Origin of the sequence: Shewanella algidipiscicola (assembly GCF_003605125.1) — a bacterium.
GTDB lineage: Bacteria > Pseudomonadota > Gammaproteobacteria > Enterobacterales > Shewanellaceae > Shewanella > Shewanella algidipiscicola.
On record NZ_QPQT01000016.1, the window covers coordinates 1 to 24,318 of the forward strand.

19 protein-coding genes and 4 tRNA genes are annotated in these 24,318 nt (G+C 44.7%); 15 read left to right on the forward strand and 8 right to left on the reverse strand.

Features of this window, described 5'->3' with window-relative positions; all coding sequences use genetic code 11:
- From DVO77_RS15825 to DVO77_RS15835, 3 genes are all read left to right on the forward strand, one after another.
- A tRNA-Glu gene (locus DVO77_RS15825) sits at positions 1-76 on the forward strand.
- Positions 77-182: 106 nt separating this feature from the next.
- A tRNA-Glu gene (locus DVO77_RS15830) sits at positions 183-258 on the forward strand.
- A gap of 52 nt (positions 259-310) precedes the next feature.
- Positions 311-386 (forward strand) — tRNA-Ala (locus DVO77_RS15835).
- Positions 387-893: 507 nt separating this feature from the next.
- Here DVO77_RS15835 and DVO77_RS15840 read toward each other — a convergent pair.
- Positions 894-2,723 (reverse strand): ABC transporter ATP-binding protein, encoded by a 1,830-nt coding sequence (locus DVO77_RS15840; RefSeq protein ID WP_119978986.1) that lies wholly within the window; start codon positions 2,721-2,723, stop codon positions 894-896.
- A gap of 292 nt (positions 2,724-3,015) precedes the next feature.
- On the opposite strand from DVO77_RS15840, the gene DVO77_RS15845 reads away from it, so the two are divergent.
- The 8 genes from DVO77_RS15845 (at position 3,016) to DVO77_RS15880 (ending at position 11,840) form a co-directional block, all read left to right on the forward strand.
- Positions 3,016-4,497: a DNA-3-methyladenine glycosylase 2 family protein gene (locus tag DVO77_RS15845; protein WP_249038192.1), complete on the forward strand. Its 1,482-nt coding sequence runs from the start codon at positions 3,016-3,018 to the stop codon at positions 4,495-4,497.
- Positions 4,494-5,078 carry a methylated-DNA--[protein]-cysteine S-methyltransferase gene (locus DVO77_RS15850; protein ID WP_249038193.1) on the forward strand — a complete coding sequence of 195 codons (585 nt, stop codon included), beginning with the start codon at positions 4,494-4,496 and terminating at the stop codon, positions 5,076-5,078. Before DVO77_RS15845 ends, DVO77_RS15850 begins: the two co-directional genes overlap by 4 nt.
- Before the next feature lie 63 nt (positions 5,079-5,141).
- On the forward strand, positions 5,142-6,440 hold the full coding sequence (locus DVO77_RS15855; protein ID WP_119979049.1) for a DEAD/DEAH box helicase: 1,299 nt from the start codon (positions 5,142-5,144) through the stop codon (positions 6,438-6,440).
- Positions 6,441-6,483: 43 nt separating this feature from the next.
- Positions 6,484-6,954 (forward strand): phosphatase domain-containing protein, encoded by a 471-nt coding sequence (locus DVO77_RS15860; protein WP_110457756.1) that lies wholly within the window; start codon positions 6,484-6,486, stop codon positions 6,952-6,954.
- Between the two features lie 61 nt (positions 6,955-7,015).
- Positions 7,016-8,536, forward strand: a complete 1,521-nt coding sequence (locus DVO77_RS15865) for a phospholipase D family protein (protein ID WP_110457757.1) — start codon at positions 7,016-7,018, stop codon at positions 8,534-8,536.
- A gap of 94 nt (positions 8,537-8,630) precedes the next feature.
- A complete protein-coding gene (locus tag DVO77_RS15870) occupies positions 8,631-9,530 on the forward strand; it encodes a chemotaxis protein CheV (protein ID WP_110457758.1) in 900 nt (299 codons plus the stop codon).
- Between the two features lie 320 nt (positions 9,531-9,850).
- Positions 9,851-11,077, forward strand: a complete 1,227-nt coding sequence (sstT, locus tag DVO77_RS15875; protein ID WP_119978988.1) for a serine/threonine transporter SstT — start codon at positions 9,851-9,853, stop codon at positions 11,075-11,077.
- A gap of 355 nt (positions 11,078-11,432) precedes the next feature.
- Complete coding sequence (locus DVO77_RS15880) at positions 11,433-11,840, forward strand: hypothetical protein (protein WP_110457760.1); 408 nt, start codon at positions 11,433-11,435, stop codon at positions 11,838-11,840.
- A gap of 201 nt (positions 11,841-12,041) precedes the next feature.
- Here the strand turns inward: DVO77_RS15880 and DVO77_RS15885 are convergent, their stop codons facing one another.
- A complete protein-coding gene (locus tag DVO77_RS15885) occupies positions 12,042-12,695 on the reverse strand; it encodes an RluA family pseudouridine synthase (protein WP_110457761.1) in 654 nt (217 codons plus the stop codon).
- 204 nt (positions 12,696-12,899) lie between these two features.
- Here DVO77_RS15885 and DVO77_RS15890 point away from each other — a divergent pair, with 204 nt between their 5' ends.
- Positions 12,900-13,619, forward strand: a complete 720-nt coding sequence (locus DVO77_RS15890; RefSeq protein WP_162924204.1) for a substrate-binding periplasmic protein — start codon at positions 12,900-12,902, stop codon at positions 13,617-13,619.
- A gap of 468 nt (positions 13,620-14,087) precedes the next feature.
- Positions 14,088-15,017 carry a M14 family metallopeptidase gene (locus DVO77_RS15900; protein ID WP_119978990.1) on the forward strand — a complete coding sequence of 310 codons (930 nt, stop codon included), beginning with the start codon at positions 14,088-14,090 and terminating at the stop codon, positions 15,015-15,017.
- Here the strand turns inward: DVO77_RS15900 and DVO77_RS15905 are convergent.
- Positions 14,998-15,642, reverse strand: a complete 645-nt coding sequence (locus DVO77_RS15905; protein ID WP_119978991.1) for a LysE family translocator — start codon at positions 15,640-15,642, stop codon at positions 14,998-15,000. The two genes, DVO77_RS15900 and DVO77_RS15905, sit on opposite strands and share 20 nt — an antisense overlap.
- A 116-nt stretch (positions 15,643-15,758) precedes the next feature.
- Positions 15,759-16,595, reverse strand: a complete 837-nt coding sequence (locus DVO77_RS15910) for a helix-turn-helix transcriptional regulator (RefSeq protein ID WP_119978992.1) — start codon at positions 16,593-16,595, stop codon at positions 15,759-15,761.
- A 192-nt stretch (positions 16,596-16,787) separates the two neighbouring features.
- Here DVO77_RS15910 and nadE point away from each other — a divergent pair, with 192 nt between their 5' ends.
- Positions 16,788-17,621 carry an NAD(+) synthase gene (gene nadE, locus DVO77_RS15915; RefSeq protein ID WP_119978993.1) on the forward strand — a complete coding sequence of 278 codons (834 nt, stop codon included), beginning with the start codon at positions 16,788-16,790 and terminating at the stop codon, positions 17,619-17,621.
- Between the two features lie 78 nt (positions 17,622-17,699).
- Here nadE and DVO77_RS15920 read toward each other — a convergent pair whose 3' ends face one another.
- Positions 17,700-18,149, reverse strand: coding sequence for a DUF6942 family protein (locus DVO77_RS15920; RefSeq protein WP_119978994.1), 450 nt, complete (start codon positions 18,147-18,149; stop codon positions 17,700-17,702).
- Between the two features lie 147 nt (positions 18,150-18,296).
- On the opposite strand from DVO77_RS15920, the gene DVO77_RS15925 reads away from it, so the two are divergent.
- Complete coding sequence (locus tag DVO77_RS15925; RefSeq protein WP_110457768.1) at positions 18,297-19,823, forward strand: alpha/beta hydrolase; 1,527 nt, start codon at positions 18,297-18,299, stop codon at positions 19,821-19,823.
- On the opposite strand, the gene DVO77_RS15930 is transcribed toward DVO77_RS15925, so the two are convergent.
- The 3 genes from DVO77_RS15930 to DVO77_RS15940 all read right to left on the reverse strand — a co-directional run bounded on the left by DVO77_RS15930 (position 19,820) and on the right by DVO77_RS15940 (position 24,231).
- Complete coding sequence (locus DVO77_RS15930) at positions 19,820-22,003, reverse strand: diguanylate cyclase (protein ID WP_162924205.1); 2,184 nt, start codon at positions 22,001-22,003, stop codon at positions 19,820-19,822. The genes DVO77_RS15925 and DVO77_RS15930 overlap by 4 nt on opposite strands.
- A 228-nt stretch (positions 22,004-22,231) precedes the next feature.
- A tRNA-Pro gene (locus DVO77_RS15935) sits at positions 22,232-22,308 on the reverse strand.
- A gap of 138 nt (positions 22,309-22,446) precedes the next feature.
- A complete protein-coding gene (locus tag DVO77_RS15940) occupies positions 22,447-24,231 on the reverse strand; it encodes a DUF3413 domain-containing protein (protein ID WP_119978995.1) in 1,785 nt (594 codons plus the stop codon).
- Positions 24,232-24,318: the final 87 nt, after the last annotated feature.

Consider the following 24,318-nt stretch of genomic DNA (forward strand, 5'->3'; position numbering starts at 1 on the left):
GTCCCATTCGTCTAGAGGCCTAGGACACCGCCCTTTCACGGCGGTAACAGGGGTTCGAATCCCCTATGGGATACCACTTTTTGAGTGGTTGACTAACAAGTTGACGATTCGATAGCGTTGAAGCGATAGCCTACTGGCTTTAACGAGTATTCACTCGGTACAGAGTATAAGGTGCCAACAGTGTCCCATTCGTCTAGAGGCCTAGGACACCGCCCTTTCACGGCGGTAACAGGGGTTCGAATCCCCTATGGGATACCACTATTTAACCTTTTGTGTTATCTATGGTTTTCATATATAGTAACGTGAATTTGGGGCCTTAGCTCAGCTGGGAGAGCGCAACACTGGCAGTGTTGAGGTCAGCGGTTCGATCCCGCTAGGCTCCACCAAATCAACGTCTTGTACGTTGGAAGAAACCACCTTAATTGGTGGTTTTTTTTCGCCTAAATTTTTGATTCAGACGTCATGGGCCACTATGCCTGACTCGACTCTCTGACTCTCTGACTCTCTGACTCTCTGACTCTCGACGTCTTGACCGATTCTCTGGTATTTTTATGTCTTCAGCTAATGTCCGTGATGACACTCTCCTAATTTCAGCTAAACCCATTGGCCATATCAGCTTGTTAGCGACCAACGCTGATCTCTGGTGCGCGTCACCTACTGATAGCTAATGAGCCTATTGAGATAGTATCTACTGAGTTCTCGTTTATTCAGATAGTGGTGATTCAGGATTCGGATAGTGGCGATGATAACCCAAGTGCCAAGCGGTATTTCCGACTCTAGAGAGTAGACAGTGCAGAGAAGGGTAACTCATTAATCCTAAAGCATAAAAAAAGCCTCTTTGCTGGGTATGTAGGCAAAGAGGCGGGTGTTGAGGTTAAGATTAACGTGTAGGCTTAATCTATGCCTAAGAAGCCGCCAGTTTGATGTGCCCAAAGCTGGGCGTAAATGCCGCCTTGGGCGATCAATGCTTGGTGTGTACCTTGTTCAACAATTTTGCCTTGATCCAGTACGATAAGCCGGTCCATCGCGGCAATCGTTGACAGGCGATGAGCGATGGCGATAACGGTTTTGCCTTCCATCAGCTGATATAAACTCTCCTGAATCGCCGCTTCAATTTCGGAGTCTAATGCCGATGTGGCCTCGTCGAGCAGTAAGATAGGTGCATTTTTGAGTAATACTCTTGCAATTGCGATCCGTTGGCGTTGACCACCAGAGAGTTTGACCCCGCGCTCGCCGACCTGAGCATCCAATCCATGATTACCTTCAGGATCGCTTAATTCATTAATAAAGTCATAGGCCTGTGCCTGCCTGATGGCATTGTCTAACTCCTCTTCTGTGGCATCTGGCTTACCGTAGCGAATATTGTCACGGATAGAGCGATGCAGCAGGGAGGTGTCTTGAGTCACCATACCAATATTTGAACGCAGCGAGTCTTGTGTCACCAATCTGATGTCCTGATCGTCAATGGTAATCGTGCCTTTTTCGACATCATGAAAGCGCATCAATAGGTTAACTAGGGTCGATTTCCCCGCACCTGAGCGACCCACTAAGCCAACTTTTTCACCGGCTTTGATGTTGAGGTTTAGCGCATCGATAACGCCGCTCTTTTCGCCATAATGAAAACTGACGTTGTCAAAATCGATTTTGCCTTCGCGCACCGCTAATTTGCTGGCTTTTTCACTGTCTTCAATGTCTGTGGGCTTGGCCAAGGTGTTCATGCCATCGGCGACGGTACCGATATTTTCAAACAGTGAGCTAATTTCCCACATGATCCACTGCGACATGCCGTTTAAACGCAGGGATAAACTCACCGCTACAGCAATCGCGCCGATGGTGATGGCATTGTCACGCCACAGCCAAATAGAGACGGCGGCAATGGTAAAGGCCAGCAGGTAGTTAATTACCTGCACGCTTACGTTAATGCCTGTAACTAAGCGCATTTGCCTATAAACCGTGTCGAGAAAGCCTGTCATGCTCTCTTTGGCATATTGCGCTTCTTGCTGCGTATGGGAAAACAGTTTCACTGTGGCGATATTGGTATAACTATCGACAATACGTCCTGTCATAGTTGAACGTGCATCAGCCTGTTCTGTCGACACTTTTTTTAGTTTTGGTAAGAAATAGATCTGCAGACCAATATACAAACCTAACCAGACTAGCATGGGTAACATTAACCGATAATCGGCATCGGCGATGATCACCAGCATCGACAAAAAATAAACCAAGATATACACCAGTACATCCAGTAATTTGGTGACGGTTTCACGTACGGCCAGTGACGTTTGCATCACTTTAGTGGCGATACGCCCGGCAAAGTCATTTTGATAAAAGGACACGCTTTGTTTGAGCAGATATCGATGGGCTAACCAACGAATTGACATAGGGTAGTTACCCAGTAGGCCTTGATATACGACTAACGCATGCAGCAATACTAAGGCGGGAATGACCACCAAAACCAGCACTGACATCATCAGCAGCTTGCCACCTTGCTGTTCAAACAAGGTCGCGGGATCGTGGCTAGACAATAAATCCACTAAATCCCCCATAAAGGCGAAGAGTGAGACTTCTAATATGGCTAAGGCGGCAGTTAAAATCGACATCAATACTAAGGGGATTTCAAACCCTTTGGTGTAATGCCGGCAAAAAGCGTAAATCCCCCTTGGCGGTTGTTGAGGCTCCTCATCGGGTAAAGCGTTAACCCAAGATTCAAATAACTTAAACATTAAAGTCCTTATAGACTGAGAATGAGTGATAATTTTTATGAATATCACATATTACCAGAAGCTTAATCATTAATGTCTATCAAGAGTTAACTAAAACGGATCTATTCAATAGGACTAGTCGATAGGCTAGGGGAATGCCAGAGGGCTTGTGCATATCATGGTGGTGTTTTGCTTAGTGGTATTAGGTTGAGCGCCGTTTTCCGCTAGTATCAGGTTACGGCTTGGATTAGAGTTGGCTTAATCCAACCGATGATAGTGCGGAGCTGTATCTTCAATGACTAATGATAACCGAATGACAACTGAAAGCTTTCGCCGCGCCCGGTTGTCGCGCGATCGGCGTTTTGATGGTCTTTTTTTCGTCGGGGTGTTCTCTACTCGGATCTATTGCAGGCCTATTTGCCCTGCTGTGGCAGCGAAAGAGCACAATGTGCGTTATTTCGATACCGCTGTGGCAGCCGCTAATGAAGGGTTAAGGCCCTGTTTGCGCTGTCGTCCCGATAGTGCACCTCAATCGAACCCATGGATAGGGACGCAAACCACGGTAAATCGCGCGGTGGCACTTATTAACAACGGCATATTATCGGGGCCAACAGCCATATCCATCGCAGCGTTTGCCGATAAATTAGGGATCAGCAGTCGACATCTTCGTGAGCTGTTTCAGCGTCATTTAGGCGTCTCACCAAAACAATATGCCCAGTATCAGCAGCTGATGTTTGCCAAACAGCTGCTGCACCAATCTGCTATGCCTATTACCGATATTGCTTTTGCGTCCGGCTTTAATAGTGTTCGGCGTTTCAATGAATTATTTCAACAACAGTTGCAACTTACGCCGAGTGCGATACGTAAAAATCATCACGCCGCGGTGGGGTTAACGTCTGATTCGACAAGTCTTCATTTACGGCTTTTTTATCGGCCACCTTTTAATTGGCAGCATCAACGGGAGTTTTATCGTCTTCGAGCGGTAAATGAGATGGAGTGGGTGGGTGAGAACCACTATGGTCGCAGTTTTCAATTAAATGGGGGGTATGGTTATGTTGAGGCGACCCATTGTGAAGCGTCCTGTAGTTTCAAGCTTAAGGTTGTGATGAGTAGTGCAGATGATCTTGTTCATTTACAGGCTGTAGTTTGTAATATGCGCAGGATGCTCGATTTAGATGCCGATCTGATTGAAGTCGAGAGCCGGCTTGCGGCGCTGGGGGATTATTTGCCCACAATCAATAGTGGTGTTCGGATACCCGGAGTGTGGTCACCATTTGAGGCGGCGTGTCGGGCAGTGCTGGGACAACAGGTGAGTGTGCTGCAATCGGTAATGCTATTGCAGGCATTAGTGGATCATTATGGTGAGACGGTGATAATTGAGGGGTGTCGGTTGAGACTCTTTCCTACTGCCGAAGTCATCGCTGGTGCATCGCTCGATTGTCTCAAGGTGCCCAGAGCAAGAAAGGCAGCATTAAAGGCGTTAGCACTGTTTATTCAACATCATCCCCATGCTTCAGTTGATGAGTGGTTGTCAATTAAGGGAATAGGGCCTTGGACGGTCGATTATGTGCGCCTAAGAGGCTTAAGTTTACCGGACATCTTATTATCCAGTGATCTCGTTGTGAGGCATCAGCTGCTTGCCAATTTGTCTAAAGCTGGAAATGCTGAGCATCTCGATGATACCGCCACTAAAGGTGAACAACAGCGATATTATTCAGCGCAAACTGAGTGTCTTAGCAGCCAAATTTCACCTTGGGGCAGTTATTTAACGTTTCAATTATGGAGCCAACAATGAGCCTAGCTTGTGTTAAACACTATCGAGCGATGTCGAGAAACGATGGTGAAGTCAATTTTATGCCGATAGCAAAACAAACCATCACCACTGACATGGGTCATATTGTCATCGCCGCCAATCGATTTGGCCTTTCTGATTTAACCTTTAAGCCGCGTGAGACCGATAGCTGGGCCGCAAGAGATATCGCCTTAATTGCCGCTACAGATGCTGACAAGCAGCTGGCCAATGAGCATTTACAGAAAGCCAAGAGCGAGATAGAGCAATACCTCTTAGGCAAGCTTACTGGGTTTACCGTGCCGTTAGCCCCAGTTGGCACTGTGTTTCAGCATCAGGTTTGGCAAGCCTTGTTAACCCAGCCCTACGGAAAATCATGTAGTTATAGCGATATAGCCCATGTGATTGATAATCCCAACGCGGTGAGGGCGGTGGGCAGCGCTAACGGCGCGAATCACATTGCGATTATTATTCCCTGTCATCGAATCATAGGAAAAAGCGGTACCTTAACGGGTTACGCTTATGGCCTTGAGATAAAGCAGCAACTATTGACCCTAGAGCGCGGTGGTGTAGCTGGTAAATTGTAAGCTTTCTGGATGCTTTTACAGTACAATATTGGGCTATATAATATTTTGGCACCCTGTTTAGTTATGACCTCAGAAAACCGTTCCGTTACTGGCACCACCAGCCCTATCACTTTTAGCCAGCTTAATCTTAATGAAACACTGCTAGCACGCTTGCACGCGTTGGGTTACACCCAGCCCACAGCCGTGCAGCAGCAGGCTATTCCTGTAGTGCTAGCGGGGGGGGATCTCTTAGCGGGTGCCAATACTGGTTCGGGTAAGACGGCCGCTTTTGCGCTGCCTTTACTGCAAAAACTCAGCGGCCAAGGGGTCAGCGGTGGCAATTATGTTAGTGCGTTAGTCTTAGTGCCCACGCGTGAGCTGGCCCAGCAGGTTGCCGACAGCTTTATCAGTTATGGCGCTGGGCTCGCGCCTAAGGCGAAAGTATTGGCTGTCTATGGCGGCGTATCGGTTAATACCCAGATGCTGGCCCTACGTGGTGGCGCTGACGTATTAGTTGCGACGCCAGGGCGACTACTCGACTTAGTGTCTAGCAACGCAATAAAGCTAAGTAAGGTACAGACTTTAGTACTCGATGAAGCCGATCGCATGTTAAACCTAGGCTTTGACGACGAACTTAAGCAGATCTTAGCCCTGTTACCCAAGCGTAAGCAGACCTTGCTGTTTTCGGCGACGTTTCCTGAAGAGGTGCGCGAGCTTACCACGGCGCTATTAGAGCAACCGGTTGAGATCCAGCTGCAAGATGATGAGCCGCAAACCATCAGTCAACGTGTATTTACTGTCAATCGTGAGCGTAAAACCGCATTACTAGCTGAATTAATTAAGACCCATGCCTGGTCACAGGTGCTGGTATTTGCCAGCGCTAAAAATAGTTGTAATCGAGTGGCGCAGAAACTGGCTAAACAAGGTATTACGGCCGAGGTTTTTCATAGCGATAAAGCGCAAGGGACACGAACTCGTCTGCTGGAGGCTTTTAAGCGTGCAGAAGTGACGGTACTTATCGCGACCGATATTGCCGCCCGTGGTATCGATATCGAAAAATTACCTGTGGTGATCAACTATGAACTGCCGAGAAGTCCAGCCGATTATATGCATCGTATTGGACGCAGTGGTCGAGCAGGCGAGGCTGGTGAAGCGATTTCGCTGATAAGCCATGAAGACTATCATCACTTCTCTGTCATAGAGAAAAAGAACAAGATTCGCTTACCTAGAGAGCAATATCCAGGTTTCGAAGCCGACGAACAGGTGCCAGAGGAGCTCCTCTCTCGAATGGACAAACCAATGGCTAAACCTGCGGGAACCGGTAAAAAAAAGCGTAAAAAGTTACCTAAGATCAATGAACAACTATGGAGCAATAAGCCATAGTGAGTATTCGTTTTCTGTTAATGAGTAGATAAAAGGAAGGGTTATGCAGCACCTTTTTTGGTTGGTAGAAGGACGAATCGCGGGTCGATGTGGCCCCAATAAGGAAAACTGGGACATTAACGAGTTAAAACAAGGTGGTATCGGCGCCGTGTTATCGGTTAATGGCGGTGAGATGTGCGATCCTGAAGTGTTTGAAGATCACGACCTGCGTTATGCCTGCATTCCTTTTTCGCGTAATGTCCCTCCGCTAGCGGGGGATGTTGAACTATGTGCCGAGCAGTTACCTAAAGCGCTGGCGTTTATTCAACAGTGTGAAGCCGACGATATTGCCGTGCTTATTCATTGCCGCTCGGGTAAAGATCGCACCGCGTTATTGATGGCTTATTATTTAATGAGTAATGGGGCCGCGCCGTTACATGCGGTGAGTCAAGTGCGGGCTATTCGTGATATTGCTTTTAGTGCTGAAGGCTGGGATCAGTTCGCATTTGATGTGCTATATGCTTTACAAGATTGACCTCTATAGCCTATGTTAATCAGTAGGCTATTGATCTTATCATCTGACAGTATGGCGGCTTATGTTGAACAAGATTTTGCTTAATACACTACTAGCAACTTGTTTTTTTGCCTTAGTGGCTTGTTCATCTAGCCTACCTGAAGTGGCTAAGACGCCGAGTTATAAATTGGCCCCCCCAACCGATTCATCCCTCTATCAGTATCTACAAGGTTCATTAGTACAGCATCCTGATAAAACGGGCGTACTGCCGTTAGGATCAGGTGTTGATGCGTTTCTTGCGCGTTTAGCCATAGTGCATGCTGCGCGGCGTAGTATTGATTTGCAATACTATATTTATCGCGCCGATGAGACAGGCCGCATGCTGGTGTGGTATCTCATTGATGCCGCCGACAGAGGGGTTCGGATTCGATTGTTGCTCGATGATTTGACGACTAAAACCCTCGATGAAGGCTTGATGATCTTGGCCAGTCATCCCAATATTGAAGTGCGCTTGTTTAATCCCAGTTATGAGAGAACATTTCGAAATTTAGCCATGATAACTGGTTTCTCTCGTCTTAATCATCGCATGCACAATAAGTCTCTAACTGTGGATAACCTCATTACCATTGTCGGTGGGCGTAATATTGGTAATGAATACTTTTCAAAAAATAAAGAAGTTGATTTTGGTGATTTCGACCTACTCACCATAGGTAAGGCAGTCGATAAAGTCTCAGATCAGTTTGATTTATATTGGAATGCCCCTGTGGTGCATGATATCGCCAGCTTAACTGAGCCGGTGACTGCAAGCATGGTTGCCAAGGCTCAGGCTAATATGGCGCAGCGGCAAGCACAATTTGAAGGCGATGAATTTTTAGAGCGCCTTGAGTTTAGTGAGTTATTAAATAAGATCCGTACAACGCAAATGGCATGGTTTTGGGGGGAGGCTGAAGTGATTTATGACCCTCCCGAAAAAGCCATTGGCGCTCAACAAGATCAATGGTTATTGTCCGATCTGGGGCGCTTTTTAGCCAAAGCTAAACAGCAAGTGCTGTTAATTTCCCCCTATTTTGTGCCCACAAAGTCAGGCTCAGAAGCCTTAATCGCGGCGGTAAAAAACGGGGTAAAAGTCACCGTAGTGACCAATAGCCTGGCCGCAACAGATGTATTGGCGGTTCATGCGGGTTATCAGCGCTATCGACAATTGTTACTGGAAAACGGTGTGACTATTTATGAAATGAAAGTAGATGTTAATCACCGGCCTTCGGCGTGGAAGGGCAGTTCACGCTCCAGTCTACATGCAAAGACTTTCGTACTTGATGCCCATGCTGTGTTTGTTGGATCATTTAATTTCGATCCCCGTTCGGCGTGGATCAATACCGAGCTGGGTCTTATTTTCTACGATGAAGTATTTGCCTCATTAATATTATCCGGTATCGACAATAACTTACGTGAAAATGCTTACCGTGTTGGAGTTGAAGAGGGCGAGTTAGTTTGGTTTGATGATAGTCAATCTACCACTTATTACAGCGAACCCGATGCCAGTTTTTGGCGAAAACTCATGGCCGATTTGATTGGATTACTGCCGATAGAATCACAGTTATAGAGGTCAAATTATTGCTGATTGAACATCGTCAATAGTGGGGAGGTGTGGTAGTGTACGCTCATAAAAATGGCTCATATCTAGATGTCGGTAAATTATGAAAAGTAAGGCAAGCCAATCTCAAGGCTTATTGTTGTTTAGACTGTCACACAGCCAACTGTTTGCCCTTGGCACGCTTAAGATCCGTGAATTAGTGCCCTATACCAAGCTGAGTGCTATTCCAAAATCCCATCACACCATTATTGGTGCGGCGACGGTGCGAGGCAATACCATCCCTATTATCGATATGGCGGCCGCTGTTGGCTATGCGCCTATTGGTGAAGATGAGCGTGAAAATGCCTATATCATTATTACCGATTGCCAGCGAATGGTGATGGGCTTTTTAGTGCGCTCTATCGATAAAATCATGGATTGTAATTGGCGTGATATTGAGCCGCCACCATCTAACTTAGGTAAAAATGCTTACCTGACGGGGGTGACACGAGTCGACGATAAGTTAGTGCAGTTGCTCGATGTTGAATTGCTACTGTCGAAAGTATTTCCACTTAGTCTCGCAAGCAAACGCGCTATCTTGACCGATGTGCAACGTGAGATCTTAAAGCCGCTCAATATCTTGTTAGTCGACGATTCTCTGGTGGCGCGAAAACAGCTTTCGGATGCCCTAGATAGCATCAATATTCCTTATCAGGTGACCTCCGATGGCCGTGAAGCGCTGGCGATTATGGAGCGTGCACATCAAGCTGGGCATCCTGTTGATCTATTGGTCAGTGATATCGAAATGCCGGGGCTCGATGGTTATGAGCTGGCTTTTGAGGTTAAAAACACCCCCGCATTAGCCGATGCCTATATTATCTTGCATACCTCGTTATCGAGTGAAATTAGCGTTAGCCAAGCTCATCAAGTGGGCGCGAATGAGGCTCTGACAAAATTTGATGCTCATGAGCTGATTGACGCTATGTTGCGAGGTGCCGAATCGCACCGCGGCGCTAAACATTAGCGTCTTGTTATATTTATGCTGTTAATGAGTAATTTATGCTGCTAATGAGTAATTTATGGGGCTAATTTAAACCGATTGCTAGACAACGCCGGTCAGATTCTATAAAACCTCAAGGTGAAGGAAGTTTAATCTGGAGTCGATTGGCGTTCTGCGTTGCTTGTCCTTTCGCATAATGGTCGCAAGCCACAGCGTTATTGATGGTAACCTGCTGGTGTGAGATGGCTAATAATCAATACAACAAGAAAGTGATATGACGCAAGAGAGTCGGGCGTGACACGTGAAGTGTTCAAATCTAACAAATTAAAATAACAGGTCAATCAATGAATCAAAATCGGTCTTTGTTTGCTAAGTTAGCAAATGGCAGTCTAGTGCTGCAAATTGTGTTGGGGATTGTTGCTGGGGTAGCGCTGGCACTGTATTCGACATCGGCTGCGCACAGTGTTGCCTTTCTTGGCAATCTCTTTGTTGGTGCTTTAAAAGCGATTGCACCTATTTTAGTGTTTATTTTGGTGGCAGCATCGATTGCTAACCAAAAGAAAAACGCCAAAACCAATATGCGTCCTATTGTTACCTTGTACCTTTTTGGTACATTTGCAGCGGCGATCACCGCGGTAACTTTAAGTTTTATGTTTCCAACGACATTGGTGTTGGCAACAGGGGCTGAAGGTGCTAATCCACCCGAAGGTATTGCTGAAGTGATATATACCTTAATGTTTAAGCTGGTGGATAACCCCGTTAATGCACTAATGACTGGCAATTATATTGGCATTTTGGCCTGGGGTGTGGGCTTAGGTTTAGCTTTACATCATGCGAGTGAAACCACCAAAACCGTGTTTGCCGATATCAGTCATGGTGTATCACAAATGGTGCGTTTTATTATTCGCCTTGCCCCTATTGGTATTTTTGGTCTAGTGGCAACTACCTTTGCGGCTACCGGTTTTGAGGCTCTGGCCGGTTATGCTCAGTTACTTGCTGTACTGCTTGGCTCAATGCTTATTATTGCACTAGTGGTTAACCCACTTATTGTTTGGTTCAAAATTAGACGTAACCCATATCCATTAGTACTTACCTGCTTACGTGAGAGTGGCGTTACGGCATTTTTTACTCGCTCAAGTGCTGCCAATATTCCAGTTAATATGGCACTGTGTGAAAAGCTTGATCTGCACGAAGACACCTATTCAGTTTCTATTCCGCTGGGGGCGACCATTAATATGGGCGGCGCCGCAATCACTATCACGGTATTAACTTTGGCGGCAGTGCATACCTTAGGTATTCAAGTCGATATTTTAACGGCTATCCTGCTCAGTGTTGTTGCCGCTGTTTCGGCTTGTGGTGCGTCAGGTGTTGCGGGGGGCTCGCTGTTATTAATCCCTCTGGCGTGCAGCTTGTTTGGTATCTCTAATGATGTTGCGATGCAAGTTGTGTCGGTTGGCTTTATTATTGGCGTTATTCAAGATTCTGCAGAAACCGCATTAAATAGCTCAACGGATGTGGTCTTTACTGCCTCTGCATGCGAAGCCGCAGATCGTGCCGCTGATATGGCCTAGCATACACCCGATAGGGTTATAGCGCATAAAAAAGGAGCCTTTAGGCTCCTTTTTTGATCGTTAGGTTGTGACGCTTGAATAAATGAGCAGTGCTTCATTCATTTGAATCACCAAAGAACGATTGCTTGTATCTGCTGGTGCATGCTGGTTTAGAGCTGTTTGATATGATGTTGCTGATCTAATTGACACATAATTCGTATTGCTAAGGTATGAGATTGTATTAATAGTGATTTAGCTCGCATTTTTATTTTAAACCTAGGATACAATTTCAACCAAAGCGTTAAAAAACAGTGGTAATTTATTAAGTTAGCTATTTACTTATGCGGTTATTTTCCTGATTAAGAGGTAAAGGATTATGAATACTAAACTTAGAGTAATGTTGGATGAGATAGGTGGCAACGACTCCTCCTCATTGCTTCAAGTCATAGAAATGCCTGTGGTTGAAAAGCGTAAACGTCTAGGTTGGCAGGAGCAAGATATGGACACTCGACAAGTCATAGGGCAGTGGATTGATGATCGTCCATCGTTAGGTGATAAAATTACCCTTTATCGTCAGGATGATAAGCTTTTTTTAGAGACTTGGTATACTGACGGTTGTCACAGTTTAGATGAGATGCAAGCGACTAAAATTGACGATGGTTTAAAGCTTGAAGATCTCGGTGGTAACTTGTTTGGCGAGTATTTCTTGCTGTCAGACGATAATAACTTGCAGTTTTGTAATAGTGCAGAGTGCTTTTATACTGCCAAGCGCATTGCCGCTTAAACTCAGCTTCTATCCAAGTGGCGTATTGATGCGCTAGATGCGGTGAACCTTAGCGGTTTCACCGCGACGTTAACGACGAGAGTTCAATAGATTAATGCGAAGCAAGCATGGCCGTTTAGGGGCGTAGTTGCGTACCTATAACATTCGATGTCAATATTAAACGCTACAGTCCCATTAGCATTATGTCCCGGCATAGCCTAGTTAAAATGGGTGCTTACTGTAAAACTGCATTTCGCTTTGATGAAATGGATGAGTAATTTTCAAATGCTCGGCATGTAAACATAAGCGAGGCGATGCGTTGATAACCGCCTCATCACCATAAAAGTCATCACCCAAAATAGTATGGCCAAGGGCTTTCATATGCAGCCTTAGTTGATGGGTTCTTCCGGTAATCGGTTTTAACTTCACTAATGTACTGTTTTCTCTGCGCGCTAACACATCAAAGTAGGTAGTTGCAGCCTTACCATCTGCGGCAATCATCTGTAATGGTGGCTGAGTGCTATCGGCCTTCATGGCAAAATCAATTTTGCCCTTATCTTGGGTCATAATGCCCTGAACTTCGGCCACATAATACTTTTCAGTCATCCGATTTTGAAACTGAGTCTTAATGTTTGACTCCGCTTTTTTATTGAGCGCAAATACCATGATCCCAGACGTTGCACAGTCGAGACGATGCACCAAAATGGCCTCTGGAAATCGCTGCAATAAGCGATTTATTGCACAGTCAAAAGTGTTCTCTGCTCGGCCAGGATTAGAGAGCAAGCCTGCGGGTTTATTGATGACAATAATATCACGGTCTTGATAGCGGATATCTAACCAGGGGATAACAGGGGGGTGGTAATTAAAAAGTTTCATCGGTTCTCCTCGGGTGTGATCCTAGCAAACAATAACCTTAATGCCTACCAGTAAGCTGTCATCGCCCGATTTCGTGATATTTTCTCTAGCACTGATTACTGCCATCTGTTAGCGTTACACTTTAAATTAACAATTAAAGTGATAATGTTACGCCGTATGTTACAAGTATTGCGTCTTAAGATCGTCGTTGGACTGTGTTTAAGTATGTTTAACGTGTTTGCGATCGCCAAGCCGATTGTGATGGTTTCTGATGAATGGTGTCCTTACATATGCACACCAGAGGAACAAGATAAAGGTTATGTGGTTGAAGTGGTGCAAGCGGCCTTTATGGCGATGTCCCAGCCTACCCAATTTGAGATCCAGCCATTTTCACGAGCATTGAAAAGTGTGCAACAAAATAAAATTGATATCGTATTAGCCGTAAATCATGAGCAGCTTGAGCGTTACCAATTACAGGCTTCTAATCAGCCAATAGGTCATTATAGTAATGATTTTTATGTTGAAAAAAACGACTTATGGCAATATGAGCGTCCACGAGATCTCTATGGTAAACAGCTTGCCATTATTCGGGGCTATAGCTATGGCGTAACCTTGGACAACTTTTTGCCATTACTGGCCGGTGTCTATCGTGCCTCAGGAGCCTCACCGTTAGAGATGAATTTGAAGCGCTTGAGTAAGGGGCGAGTCAATGTGCTTTTAGGTAATCGTTTGGTTGTTGATTATGTTGCGCACCGTGAGCAGCTTACAGGGCAAGTCCGTTATGCTGGCACTGAAGGGCCTCCGGTTGCGCTCTATATTGGTTTTAGTCAGCATGCTGCCACCGATGGCTTAGTACAGTTGTATGAGCAAGGCTTAGCCATTATAAAGGCCTCTGGGCAATATCGTGAGATTTTAGAGCGTTATCAGGTTGCACAGGTGTTTTAGATGCTGCTCTATTCATTGGCTTGAGTGTGTTGATGCCGTCGATGTGATGCTAGGGCCTGTCGATCTTTCAAGGTTGTTTTTGCAGCGAATTGTTGGGTATTTATATAAGGCAGAAGCTTTGTGGTCTAGTGATTCTACATAAAAAGCTGAGAACGCAGTAGAAATGATCAACAAACGCGCCCGCAGGGTTCGGCTAAAAACGTTTTACTCTTTGTTAAGTGAATTTTGTTTAGATGACTAGGCTGCAATCCACTCGCCTCGATTACAACGTTTTTGTCTTGAACAACATTCAACCAGCAAAGATCAACAGGCCCTAGTTAAGGATCCACATTTTCCTGTGGTATTTGACTTATAGTCTTTATCGGTATGATAAGATTTGAAATTCATACAAAGTAGTGAGTCCTGCTTAATACATTAGCAAGCTGCGATGTTATCACTCACAACAAGCGTGGAGGAAAGGGCAATAAAATGACACAAGCATATTCAATCGGCACTCCTGGGCAGTCATGGGGCGATAAAGAGAAGGCGCTATGGCGTCAAAATCAACAGATTAAACGTTCGTATCATGACGAAGTCGTGACTAAAATTAACGCGCTCAGCTCGGATTTTGAGGTGGTGCAGTATGGCAAGTTAGATTACTTCGAAGGACAATACCCCTTATTTGCCTTTAAAAGTCAGCCTTGGTGTGATGCTAAACCTACGGTCTTAGTGACAGGTGGAGTGCATGGTTATGAAACCTCAGGTGTGCAAGGCGCGCTCAGGTTTGCCGCCACTCAAGCGAAACAATATGCTAAACATTTTAATTTGTTAATTGCTCCCTGTGTGAGTCCTTGGGGGTATGAAACCATTAACCGTTGGAACCCATTGGCGCTAGATCCAAATCGTTCATTTTATCCCAACAGCCCTGCTGGCGAGTCGGCAGCATTAATGAGTTTAGTCGCTAATTCAACCGGTACATTGACCGCGCACATTGATCTACATGAAACTACTGAGACAGACAATAGTGAGTTTCGTCCCGCATTAGCGGCGCGCGATGGCACTGAACATAGTAATTGGGATATTCCCGATGGTTTCTATTTAGTCGGTGATAGTGAAAATCCTTGTGATGCTATGCAACAAGCCATTATCGAAGCGGTTGCTAAGGTGACCCACATTGCACCAGCCGATGAGCAAGGTCGGTTGATAGGGGCACCGACTAGTCAATTTGGGGTGATCAATTACCCCACAAAATCGTTAGGGTTATGCACAGGCTTTAGTGATGCACGTTTTAATACCACTACAGAGGTCTACCCAGACAGCCCGCAAGTCGATGCTGAAAATTGTATTTTGGCTCAGGTTGAAGCGGTAACCAGTGCGCTTGATTTTATCTTGAATCAGCTTAAAGCAGGCGATGAATAATCACTAAGGTAACACTGACAAACAATAATCCAGTGATCAAGTTGATCATAGGTGTTGCGCGTTGCATCTTTTGCTGAATAACAGGCTTAGATAATACCAATGCGATTAAGCTAAACCAGATTAACGACAATAAGAACATCAATAGCGTGACAGCAACTTTGGTTTCTATGTTGACGGTTGGCGAGATTAATGTTGAAAACAGCGTGATAAAAAACACCATGGCTTTGGGGTTAAGCAGGTTTGTCGACAAACCTTGGGTAAAGCCTTGTAACATTGTGAGTTCTCGATGATATGTAGGGATTACTTGCAGTTGTAGTCTATCTTGCCAGTGGGTTATTGCTTCGCGTATAGCGCCTAATCCCATCCAAGCTAAATAGCTCGCGCCGATCAGTTGTATTGCGATATATACATTTTCGGCGCTTGTTATGATGAGGCTGATCCCCGTTAAGCTAAGTAGGGTGTGTAAGGTTATCGCTACAGCTAACCCTAATGCCGATGCTAATGCTGTTTTGCGCTGGGTCTGAGTGGCAAGTTTCACCACTAACGCAAAATCAGGGCCTGGGCTTGCCAATGCCACGGTGTGGATCAAGGTGAGTGAAAGTAGTAGTTGATACTCTAATGTCATGGAGTTGGGCTCTTAAGTGATGAGGTACAGGTATCAGCATGCCTTGCTCAGGGCCTATTGGCTTGTAAATTATTGCACCGGTAATCGTTTCGATGAATTAACCCTTCAGGGGGAAGTCAGTCCTCGATGAGCTTACGCTGAAATTGAGCTGGAGTCGTTAAAAATGCCCGTTTGAAGGCTTTGTTGAAATGGCTTTGATCGAAAAAACCGACTCGATAGGCGGTATCAATTGCTGTGTTACCACCAATAAGCGCTTTCTTTGCGTATTCGAGTCGCAGTCGAGTGAGGTAAGCATGTGGAGTCATGCCCGTTGCGGATTTGAATTGTCTCAGAAATTGGAATTTACTCAGGCCGATACTATTGGCTAGCGTCGCTAATTCGACATTGCTATTTAGTTGTTCATGCAGTTGCTGCTTGATTATATCAATTTGAGTTAACGATAGTTTTTGCTTGGAAGTTGTTTCTCCTGCAATGGAGGTATAACGACACAGCAGTTCCGTAATAAAGGCGGTCAACAGGGTTTCAGTGTATAAGGATGATGCACAATGCTGTTTGTCTGTAAGTAGCCGATGCAGATGCAAAAATTGCTGACTTAGAAGACGATCTTCCGCGTTGGGGGTATTAAAAAATAGCGATTTTTGGTTAAGTTCAGCGGCGATATTATTAATAAAGTCCACAGGAAGAGACATCACGTGTGCGCAATATCCATTTGGTGCAATGCTGTGGCCGTTATGACTTTCATCGGGGTTGAGTGTCGATAAGCTGTTTGGGAGCAGTTGATAATGCTGGCCTTTGTGTAGGTATTGTTGTGCACCATAAGATACGACGCCAATATGGTAGTCAAGGTGCACATGCTTTTCGAATGCAAAAGACTTAAAGTGGGCTCGGCTTAGCTCCACCTCCTTTACAGTGCTTGGGTGCCAATACTCTATGCTTTCAACGGATGATGACAATTAACATGAGCCAGTTTGTGGAATGATTATCGAGTGTAGCCTAGGGACTTTTGTGCTAACTAGTAAATCATTGCAGCGGCAATATAACAAATCATTTTAAAGTTAATTTTTGGAGCGTGAATTCTGCCATTAATTAGCCCATAATGAGCACGCAAATTTCAGCTGTCAGCTAATTTAATCGGAGTCGGAATTGTGAAAGGACAGATCATTCGTGAAATGAAGGTACAACCTGTGATTGAGGTTGAGTACGAAGTACAACGACGTATTGCCTTTATCAAATCTAAGCTCAAGGAAGCCCATGCGACAAGTTTAGTTCTTGGGATCAGTGGTGGTGTCGATTCATCTCTTGCTGGGCGTTTATGTCAAATGGCTGTAGATGAACTCAACCGTGAAGGTGAGTGCGAAGGGAGTTATCAATTTATCGCAGTGAGGCTGCCCTTTAAGGTGCAAAAAGATGAACATGAAGCTCAATTAGCCTGTCAGTTTATTCGGCCGAGTAAATTGGTTACAGTCAATATTGGCGAGGGGGTCGAAGGGATCCATCACCAAACGCTTTTGGGGCTAGAGCAAGCAGATATCATGTCTCACCCTCATGGACATGTCGAATTTGTTAAAGGCAATGTGAAAGCCAGAATGCGCATGATCGCACAGTATGAGATAGCAGGTCTAACGGGCGGTTTAGTGGTCGGCACAGACCACAGTGCAGAAAATATTACTGGTTTCTACACTAAATGGGGCGATGGAGCCTGTGATTTAGCACCATTGTTTGGCTTAAATAAACGTCAGGTTCGTCAAATGGCTGCTGCTTTAGGAGCACCAGAGGTGCTAGTCAATAAAGTGCCAACGGCAGATCTTGAGTGTGATAAGCCACAGCTTGAAGATGAAGTTGCTTTAGGGCTGACCTATGATCAAATCGATGACTTTCTTGAGGGGAAAGCGGTGGATACTAAGGTCGAGGCGCGTCTTATTGCAATCTATAACGCGACGCAGCATAAGCGCAAGCCTATCCCGACTATCTACGATTAAATGACTGCAATGGATAGTAACGATTAAAAGCGCCTTGAGCGCTTTTTTTTATCCCTAGCGATTAATCACCGTCGTCATTTACATCATCAATTCATCGCGTAAATCGGCAATAGTGCGATTGGGGCATTGTCGATAATCGAGATAGGGGAGTAGATAAATCAGGTGCTTATCATGGTGAATTGGTTTAAATGTTTGGTTTTGGTCTAATATTGGTAAATCGAGGTTTCTTGCGCTTTGCTGGCCGCAGACAAAATGGCGTTGTGCCTCGCTTTGAATCTCGGTGGCGCCAAATACAATTCGATTATCTTGCGTCAATAGTCGTGACATGTAGTCACGCCAATCATCAGGCGCGGTTATTTTAGCCATAATCACCAGTATTTTACGCCAGTGATTTCCATTGAGCTCTATCAATTGTGCAATAGCGTCCGGCCCATTGTATTGCCAAGCATGCGGGAGCATCGGGGCTGTGGGCAGATAAAAACAGTTAGCCGCGCCGTGAGGCCCCACGCTGAGGATGTGATTATTCATCTTTAATTGATTCTTAGGTCGCTATCTTATGGTGTCTGGCGTCTATGTTAAGGTTGACAGTATAACAAGCAATAAATGAAGGTGTTAGGCTAGCTAAATCATGAGCGATGAGTCAGGTCACGAGGCAAGATTGGGAATAATCAACCGATGAAAATATTACTCACATCGACTAAACACCTTTTATTAGCGCTAACCTATGGGGCATTGGGAACTGTCATTGCTTTATTGGGCGTCGGCATCTACCTGCTAAATGCTCAGCCCGAATTGTCAATTTGGCACACCACAAGTTTGTCAGCGCAATTTCGCCAGAGCACACCGCTGACTAATTTTGAACAGTACTTGGCACTCGAGGAGATGTTGTTTACTGAGGTTGACAATAAAATCTATAAACGTACGCAGGATATGGTTAATCAACCGCTTAACCGTTATGTTCGCCATAGTTTGTCCGATCCCAACCAATGGTCACAAGATTGGAACCGTAGCTACGAATGGTCAAATCCGACGGCGCAATTTGGGGTGTTATTACTGCATGGCATGTCTGATTCACCCTATTCTTTATCGCATTTTGCCAACCATTTTCGCCCCAAAGCGCATGTGTTAGGGCTGCGCTTGCCCGGACATGGCACATTACCTTCTGGGCTTGTTGATTTACGCTGGCAAGATATGGCGCAAGCTGTCACTTTAGCAACGCGCCATCTACAGCAACAGCTTAATGGTAAGCCGCTGTATGTTGTTGGTTTCTCTACTGGAGCGGCATTGGCGCTTAATCATGAACTGGAAGCTTTGAGCCAAGATAACCCATCGAGCTATGCGGGGTTAATTTTTCTTTCGCCTGCCATCGGCTTAACCCCCGTTGCCGCCGCTGCAAAGTGGCAATCAAGATTAGGTCAATGGTTGGGATTAGAGAAACTCAGTTGGAATGCGGTGCAAACTGAGTACGATCCGTTTAAATATAACTCCTTTGCGGTCAATGCAGGTGATGTGGTGTATCAAGTTGCGGCGCGTAACCAAGTGTTACTCCATCAGATGACAGAATCACAAAAGAGGCAATTAGCGCGAGTGATCACTTTTCAGTCGGTTGCAGATAGTACGGTATCCACAGTCGATGTGATAGCTAAGTTGTATCTAGGTTTGCCAGCTAAAGAGCATCAATTATTTCTTTTCGATATTAATCGCTTAGATGTAAATTTGGCTCTAATAGTAAATGATCCTATTGATGCGATTAAGCTATTAATTGATCCCAGCCCATTACCATACCAGTTAAATTTGGTTCAAAATCAGCACTATCAAGACAGTTTTGGCCAATGGCAGACCAGTGAGCAAGTGGAAGTGGCACGTTATCAACAAGGTCTGGTTGAACATGAGCCGCTAAATATTAGTTGGCCCACAGCGGTTTATTCCCTATCTCATGTCGCGTTACCATTTCCTGCATCTGATAGCTTATATGGAGCGAAAAAACGGGTTTCAGCCCAGTTAAGAGTTCAAATTGGTGCAGTATCGACTAAAGGCGAGCGTGGAGTGTTGGGCGTGCCAGCGTCAGAGGTTTTACGCCAAAAATGGAATCCTTTTTTTGCTTATATGCTCGAACGTATCGATGATTATATCAATACAGAACAGCAGAGGCTGGTTGAAGATCCAAGTATGCTCAAAGCAGAACATCGACTAAAACACTAGGCTGTGGACTGTTTATCTTGCTTGTTGGAGGTCAATTGATTACAGATGACGCGATCACGGCCATCGGTTTTCGCTTGATAGAGATTAATATCGGCTTGCTTAAACCAATAATCTATATCGCTGTGGTAGTGGTTATCACTGTATACGGCACCAATGCTAATGGTCAGATGAATATTGACGTTCTGGCCGATCGGGATGGGGGTGTCAGAGACGCTTTGTCTAAATTTATCGAGGTGAGGCTTTACTTCTATGGGGTTGCATAGGGGTAATATAATCAGAAACTCCTCCCCACCATAGCGCGAAATAACATCAGTATCTCGTTTAAAACACTGCTTCATCATGTCTGCAATAAAAATTAGCGCGTTATCTCCAGCCTGATGCCCATGGGTATCATTAATACTTTTGAAATGATCTATGTCAAGGATGCAAAATGCCATGGCTGCGCAGCTGCGTTGACACATATCGTTTAGCCGAGGGAAGTGTGTTTCTGTGTAACGGCGATTGTAGAGCTGGGTTAATTCATCTTTTTCGGCGAGTAAACGTAGTTTAGTATTAGCAGCTTGTAGCTCTATGGTCCTATGAGCGACTTTTTCTTCGAGTTCGAGTTGGTAGCTAATCAATTCTTGTTTACTCTTCAAAATACTCCTTGATAAGGTAAAGATCTCTTGTGGTGTTGAGTCATTGAAGATGGTGTCATCTTGCTCTAGTTGATGCCAGTTATGGAATTTTTTGGCGATAGCTTCAAGTGGCTTCGTCAGGCGTAAACTGACCACTTTGATCAACGCAAAAGTGACCAAAAATGACAACAATAAGATACTAAAAGTGGTGAAATATTGTCTCTCGACCTGCATTACTAATGGATAAAATGGTGTCAGCACATAGAGTGTCCATCCATTTTTTATGATGTGCTTTGCATAGGCAAATTCGGGGCTTTTATGCTTGAGCTGTTTAATATTGAGCATGGCCAGGCTGGTTTTATAATTAAATCCACTACTGGAAAAAACAAATTCGCTTAAGGGTGACTTATTGAGTGCAGGCGATGCATAGATCACAAGGTTATTTTCATCGACAAGTACAATATCATGTTGAGTCTTATCTGGAATACGTTGATAAATTTGCGAAAATTCGGCTAGATTCAATGAGCCTTCTATTATACCTATTGGAGCAATTGGGCTTTGGGGAAGATAAAGTGCTGCGCTGATCGCGACGATGGGATCGTTGCCAAATCCACGGCCTAAAAAGACGGGTGAAATATAGGTAATCTGATTAAAAAATGCTTGTTGGAAATAGTGGCGATCTATGATGCTAAAAGCGGCGTTATCTTGTGACTGCTGCATGTTGGTAACCGGGCTCGATAGGGTAACAATCCCTTGTTCGTTAGCGATTAACATAGAGATAAAATCAGGGTAGTTTTTATGTAGCTTTGACAGCAGGGATTGCCATTGTTCTGAGTCATATGCAGAGAAGCTCAGCCAACGCGCGGCGGTATCGATAGCACTAATATGGTTATCGAGATAAGTTTCGGTCGCTTTGCCTAAATGCAGCGCGGTATCTTCGAGATGGCGTTTCACATCCAGTTGCTGATGGTTAATCGAGAGATTACTAAAGATCAATGCCGAAACAAGTAAGACGAGTGTGAGTAATTGGGTAAAGGTATAAGAGAGTTGGTGATTAAAACTTTTTCTATGTTGGTTTTTAAGTTTGGCCGCAATATGCAACCGTTGCGGTAGCATGGTGATAATTATCGCGCCTAATGAAGTATAGAGTATGCCATTGATCCCTTGTTTTAGTGTGGTAAAAAACATATAGCTATCAGGCATCTCTAGCACAAAGCGCACTAAAATATAAAATAATGGCATGCCGACTATGACCCAATAGCCAATATCGGCATACAGAGAATAATACTCTTTGCGACGCGCATAACCCAACCACAGGGCTTCGAGTGGAAATAAGATGAAAGGATGCCAGCTATCCCAGACGATATATAAACCACTGGCGCACATTAAGGCGGTGAGTAAGGCATACCAGGGGCCTAAGAAGACGGCGACAATGACAAAAAATAGATTGCCGATAATCAGCTGCTGATTTCCAAATAAGGGTATCGGCATCAAATTGAGCAATAGGCCCATGAAACCTAAAACGAATGCGAATGTCAGGTGGCGCTTATTTATCAATTGCATAAATCCCTATGTGAAATTGATCCTAGAATCGCTGTAATAATATTGCTTCTCGTGAGCCAGTGTAAGTGATTAATGCGATAAATGACTAACTAAATATATAAATTAGTTAGTCATTTATCAACACAATCGCAATGCTCTATAAGGGGGGCGCAGCGAGGCATGATGGCCTTACCCTTGCGCGAAAAATGGCATAAAAAAAGCCAGCGATTAAGCTGGCTTCTTAGAATTTGGTCGGTATGAGAGGATTCGAACCTCCGACCCCTGACACCCCATGACAGTGCGCTACCGGGCTGCGCTACATACCGATTTTATCTAAAACAGTAAAACATTGGGGTCTGTTTAAGACAGGCAGAACTTTATCAAGCCGATTTAGGTTCTGCAAGCATTAAGCGCACTAATAATGGTTAATCGCTTAGTTTATAGGCGCTAACCGCTTAGATACCTTAATGGTGATAGAATCTTCGCCCCTCGCGCATCACCTCTATCAGTTCTGGAGCACTGATTTTTTTACGTAACTGCTGAGTGTAGTCTTTGTTATAGATGCGATATTTACCATGACGATCGATAACAGTGATCTCATCTTCTTGGTAGATACCGAATACTTGATCATCACCTACGTAAGTCCAGCTTGCTGAGCTTGGCTGTAGTAGGCTTTCACCTGAACTATAGTCAGAGGCCTTATTGTTACAATTTAGCATCTGTGTCATTAATGTGGGCACAATACCATTATGGCTGGTGGGGTAATCGACAGTTTTCGCGTACTGATTTCCAGACCAGTTGATGATGAGCGGCACTTTGACATTTGCTGGTGACAGATTTGAGCGCGGTTCATCGTTATTGCTGGTAAAAACTTTGCCACTCACCCCAGTGATGATGACTAAGGTGTCGTCGGGTATTTCACTTAACAGCTTGGCCAGTTGTTTATCAATAAAGTTTAATGATTGACGATATTGATTAAACAGCACTTTTTGCGCTGGTTTCAATTCATGTTGAGGTTTGACGGTTTCAATGCCCAGAAATCCGATAGGCGTGTCATAGCTGTCTGGACTTTGTAAATTGATTAATGCAAACCAAGCGGCATTCTGCTGCAGTTGCCATTGTGTAAAGGTTTCAATAGCCTTTATATCTGCGGCCGCGATACCGCTGTCGGTGTCTTGGAGATGGCTCTCAAAATCCTGATAGATGGCTAATGGGTGGGATAACGCCATTTGCGGTGCAAAATGGGCTAAAGCATAACCTTGCTGTTTGAGTTGCTGAGTCAATACCGGCGACCGATAATTTAAGTCATTGGCGTTAATGTAACTGCCTTGCAAACTATACAGTAGTGAAAACATGCCACTACGATGTACATTTCCGCCACTTAAATGTTGGTTAAAATAATGATTTTGCTGGGCGTATTGATGCAAAAAGGGCATGGTGTTTTGGTCGAGTAAATCAGCTCTAAAGCCGTCAATGGCGATAACCAACATATTGGGGTGATGGCTTGTCTGGCATTGTAGTGGCGCGATAGGGTAATTAAGCGACGATTGAATATGGTGTTCTGCTGTGTTTGTCTGGCTTTTTTCGATGCCATGACTCTCCATAAATGAGCGCGCGGTTGCCGGGTAGGATAATGGGTAGGCATCGTCAAGTCGGGTGATCTCTTGGATATCCGCGGCATCAGCCCAAATATGGATTAAGTGACTGCTGACAAAACAACAGCCAATAAATATCACCACCTTATAACCATAATTGGATTTACGAATACTTTCTATCCGTTTCCATAAGTAATTGGCGGCGGTCAGCTCGAGGATGATCAGTCCCAGAGGGGTGACGATATAAGAGGTGCCTTGTAGTAATGCATTCAGATCCGCCCAGGCGATATCAAATACAAAGGGGCTGAGATGTAAGCCATAATCATCATAGATAATGGTGTCATAGAGTAAAATACACAGGCTAATGGTTGCGGCTACGGCGGCTAAGCCTCTGAGTATTTTGGAATAGGGCAATATCAGAGTAATAGGAAATAGCACCACCAAGTAAACGATGAATGCTAAAAAGCTAAAGTGGCCTAACGTGCTGATAATTAAATAGCCCCAGCCTATCCAAGAGTCTGGTGCGCCGATGGTTTCGATATAGCGGACACCAATAATCATAGCTAGGAAGCCATTAAAAAAGGCAAACCAATGCCCCCAGCTCACTAAGCGTGACACGCGGTCACGGCTCATCTCTTTCTTTCGCTCGATCATAGGGATCCGCTATCAATTGACATACAAGTTTATCTTAATTATCTATTGCTCGACTTACTAGTTTTTTACAAATAAAAACAAGGTTAT

Bases quoted from the DNA above. Each gene is read 5' to 3' on its own strand.
- DVO77_RS15840 (WP_119978986.1), bottom strand. From the start codon at position 2,723: ATGTTTAAGTTATTTGAATCTTGGGTTAACGCTTTACCCGATGAGGAG.
- DVO77_RS15845 (WP_249038192.1), top strand. From the start codon at position 3,016: ATGACAACTGAAAGCTTTCGCCGCGCCCGGTTGTCGCGCGATCGGCGT.
- DVO77_RS15850 (WP_249038193.1), top strand. From the start codon at position 4,494: ATGAGCCTAGCTTGTGTTAAACACTATCGAGCGATGTCGAGAAACGAT.
- DVO77_RS15855 (WP_119979049.1), top strand. From the start codon at position 5,142: ATGACCTCAGAAAACCGTTCCGTTACTGGCACCACCAGCCCTATCACT.
- DVO77_RS15860 (WP_110457756.1), top strand. From the start codon at position 6,484: ATGCAGCACCTTTTTTGGTTGGTAGAAGGACGAATCGCGGGTCGATGT.
- DVO77_RS15865 (WP_110457757.1), top strand. From the start codon at position 7,016: ATGTTGAACAAGATTTTGCTTAATACACTACTAGCAACTTGTTTTTTT.
- DVO77_RS15870 (WP_110457758.1), top strand. From the start codon at position 8,631: ATGAAAAGTAAGGCAAGCCAATCTCAAGGCTTATTGTTGTTTAGACTG.
- sstT (WP_119978988.1), top strand. From the start codon at position 9,851: ATGAATCAAAATCGGTCTTTGTTTGCTAAGTTAGCAAATGGCAGTCTA.
- DVO77_RS15880 (WP_110457760.1), top strand. From the start codon at position 11,433: ATGAATACTAAACTTAGAGTAATGTTGGATGAGATAGGTGGCAACGAC.
- DVO77_RS15885 (WP_110457761.1), bottom strand. From the start codon at position 12,695: ATGAAACTTTTTAATTACCACCCCCCTGTTATCCCCTGGTTAGATATC.
- DVO77_RS15890 (WP_162924204.1), top strand. From the start codon at position 12,900: ATGTTTAACGTGTTTGCGATCGCCAAGCCGATTGTGATGGTTTCTGAT.
- DVO77_RS15900 (WP_119978990.1), top strand. From the start codon at position 14,088: ATGACACAAGCATATTCAATCGGCACTCCTGGGCAGTCATGGGGCGAT.
- DVO77_RS15905 (WP_119978991.1), bottom strand. From the start codon at position 15,642: ATGACATTAGAGTATCAACTACTACTTTCACTCACCTTGATCCACACC.
- DVO77_RS15920 (WP_119978994.1), bottom strand. From the start codon at position 18,149: ATGAATAATCACATCCTCAGCGTGGGGCCTCACGGCGCGGCTAACTGT.
- DVO77_RS15925 (WP_110457768.1), top strand. From the start codon at position 18,297: ATGAAAATATTACTCACATCGACTAAACACCTTTTATTAGCGCTAACC.
- DVO77_RS15930 (WP_162924205.1), bottom strand. From the start codon at position 22,003: ATGCAATTGATAAATAAGCGCCACCTGACATTCGCATTCGTTTTAGGT.
- DVO77_RS15940 (WP_119978995.1), bottom strand. From the start codon at position 24,231: ATGATCGAGCGAAAGAAAGAGATGAGCCGTGACCGCGTGTCACGCTTA.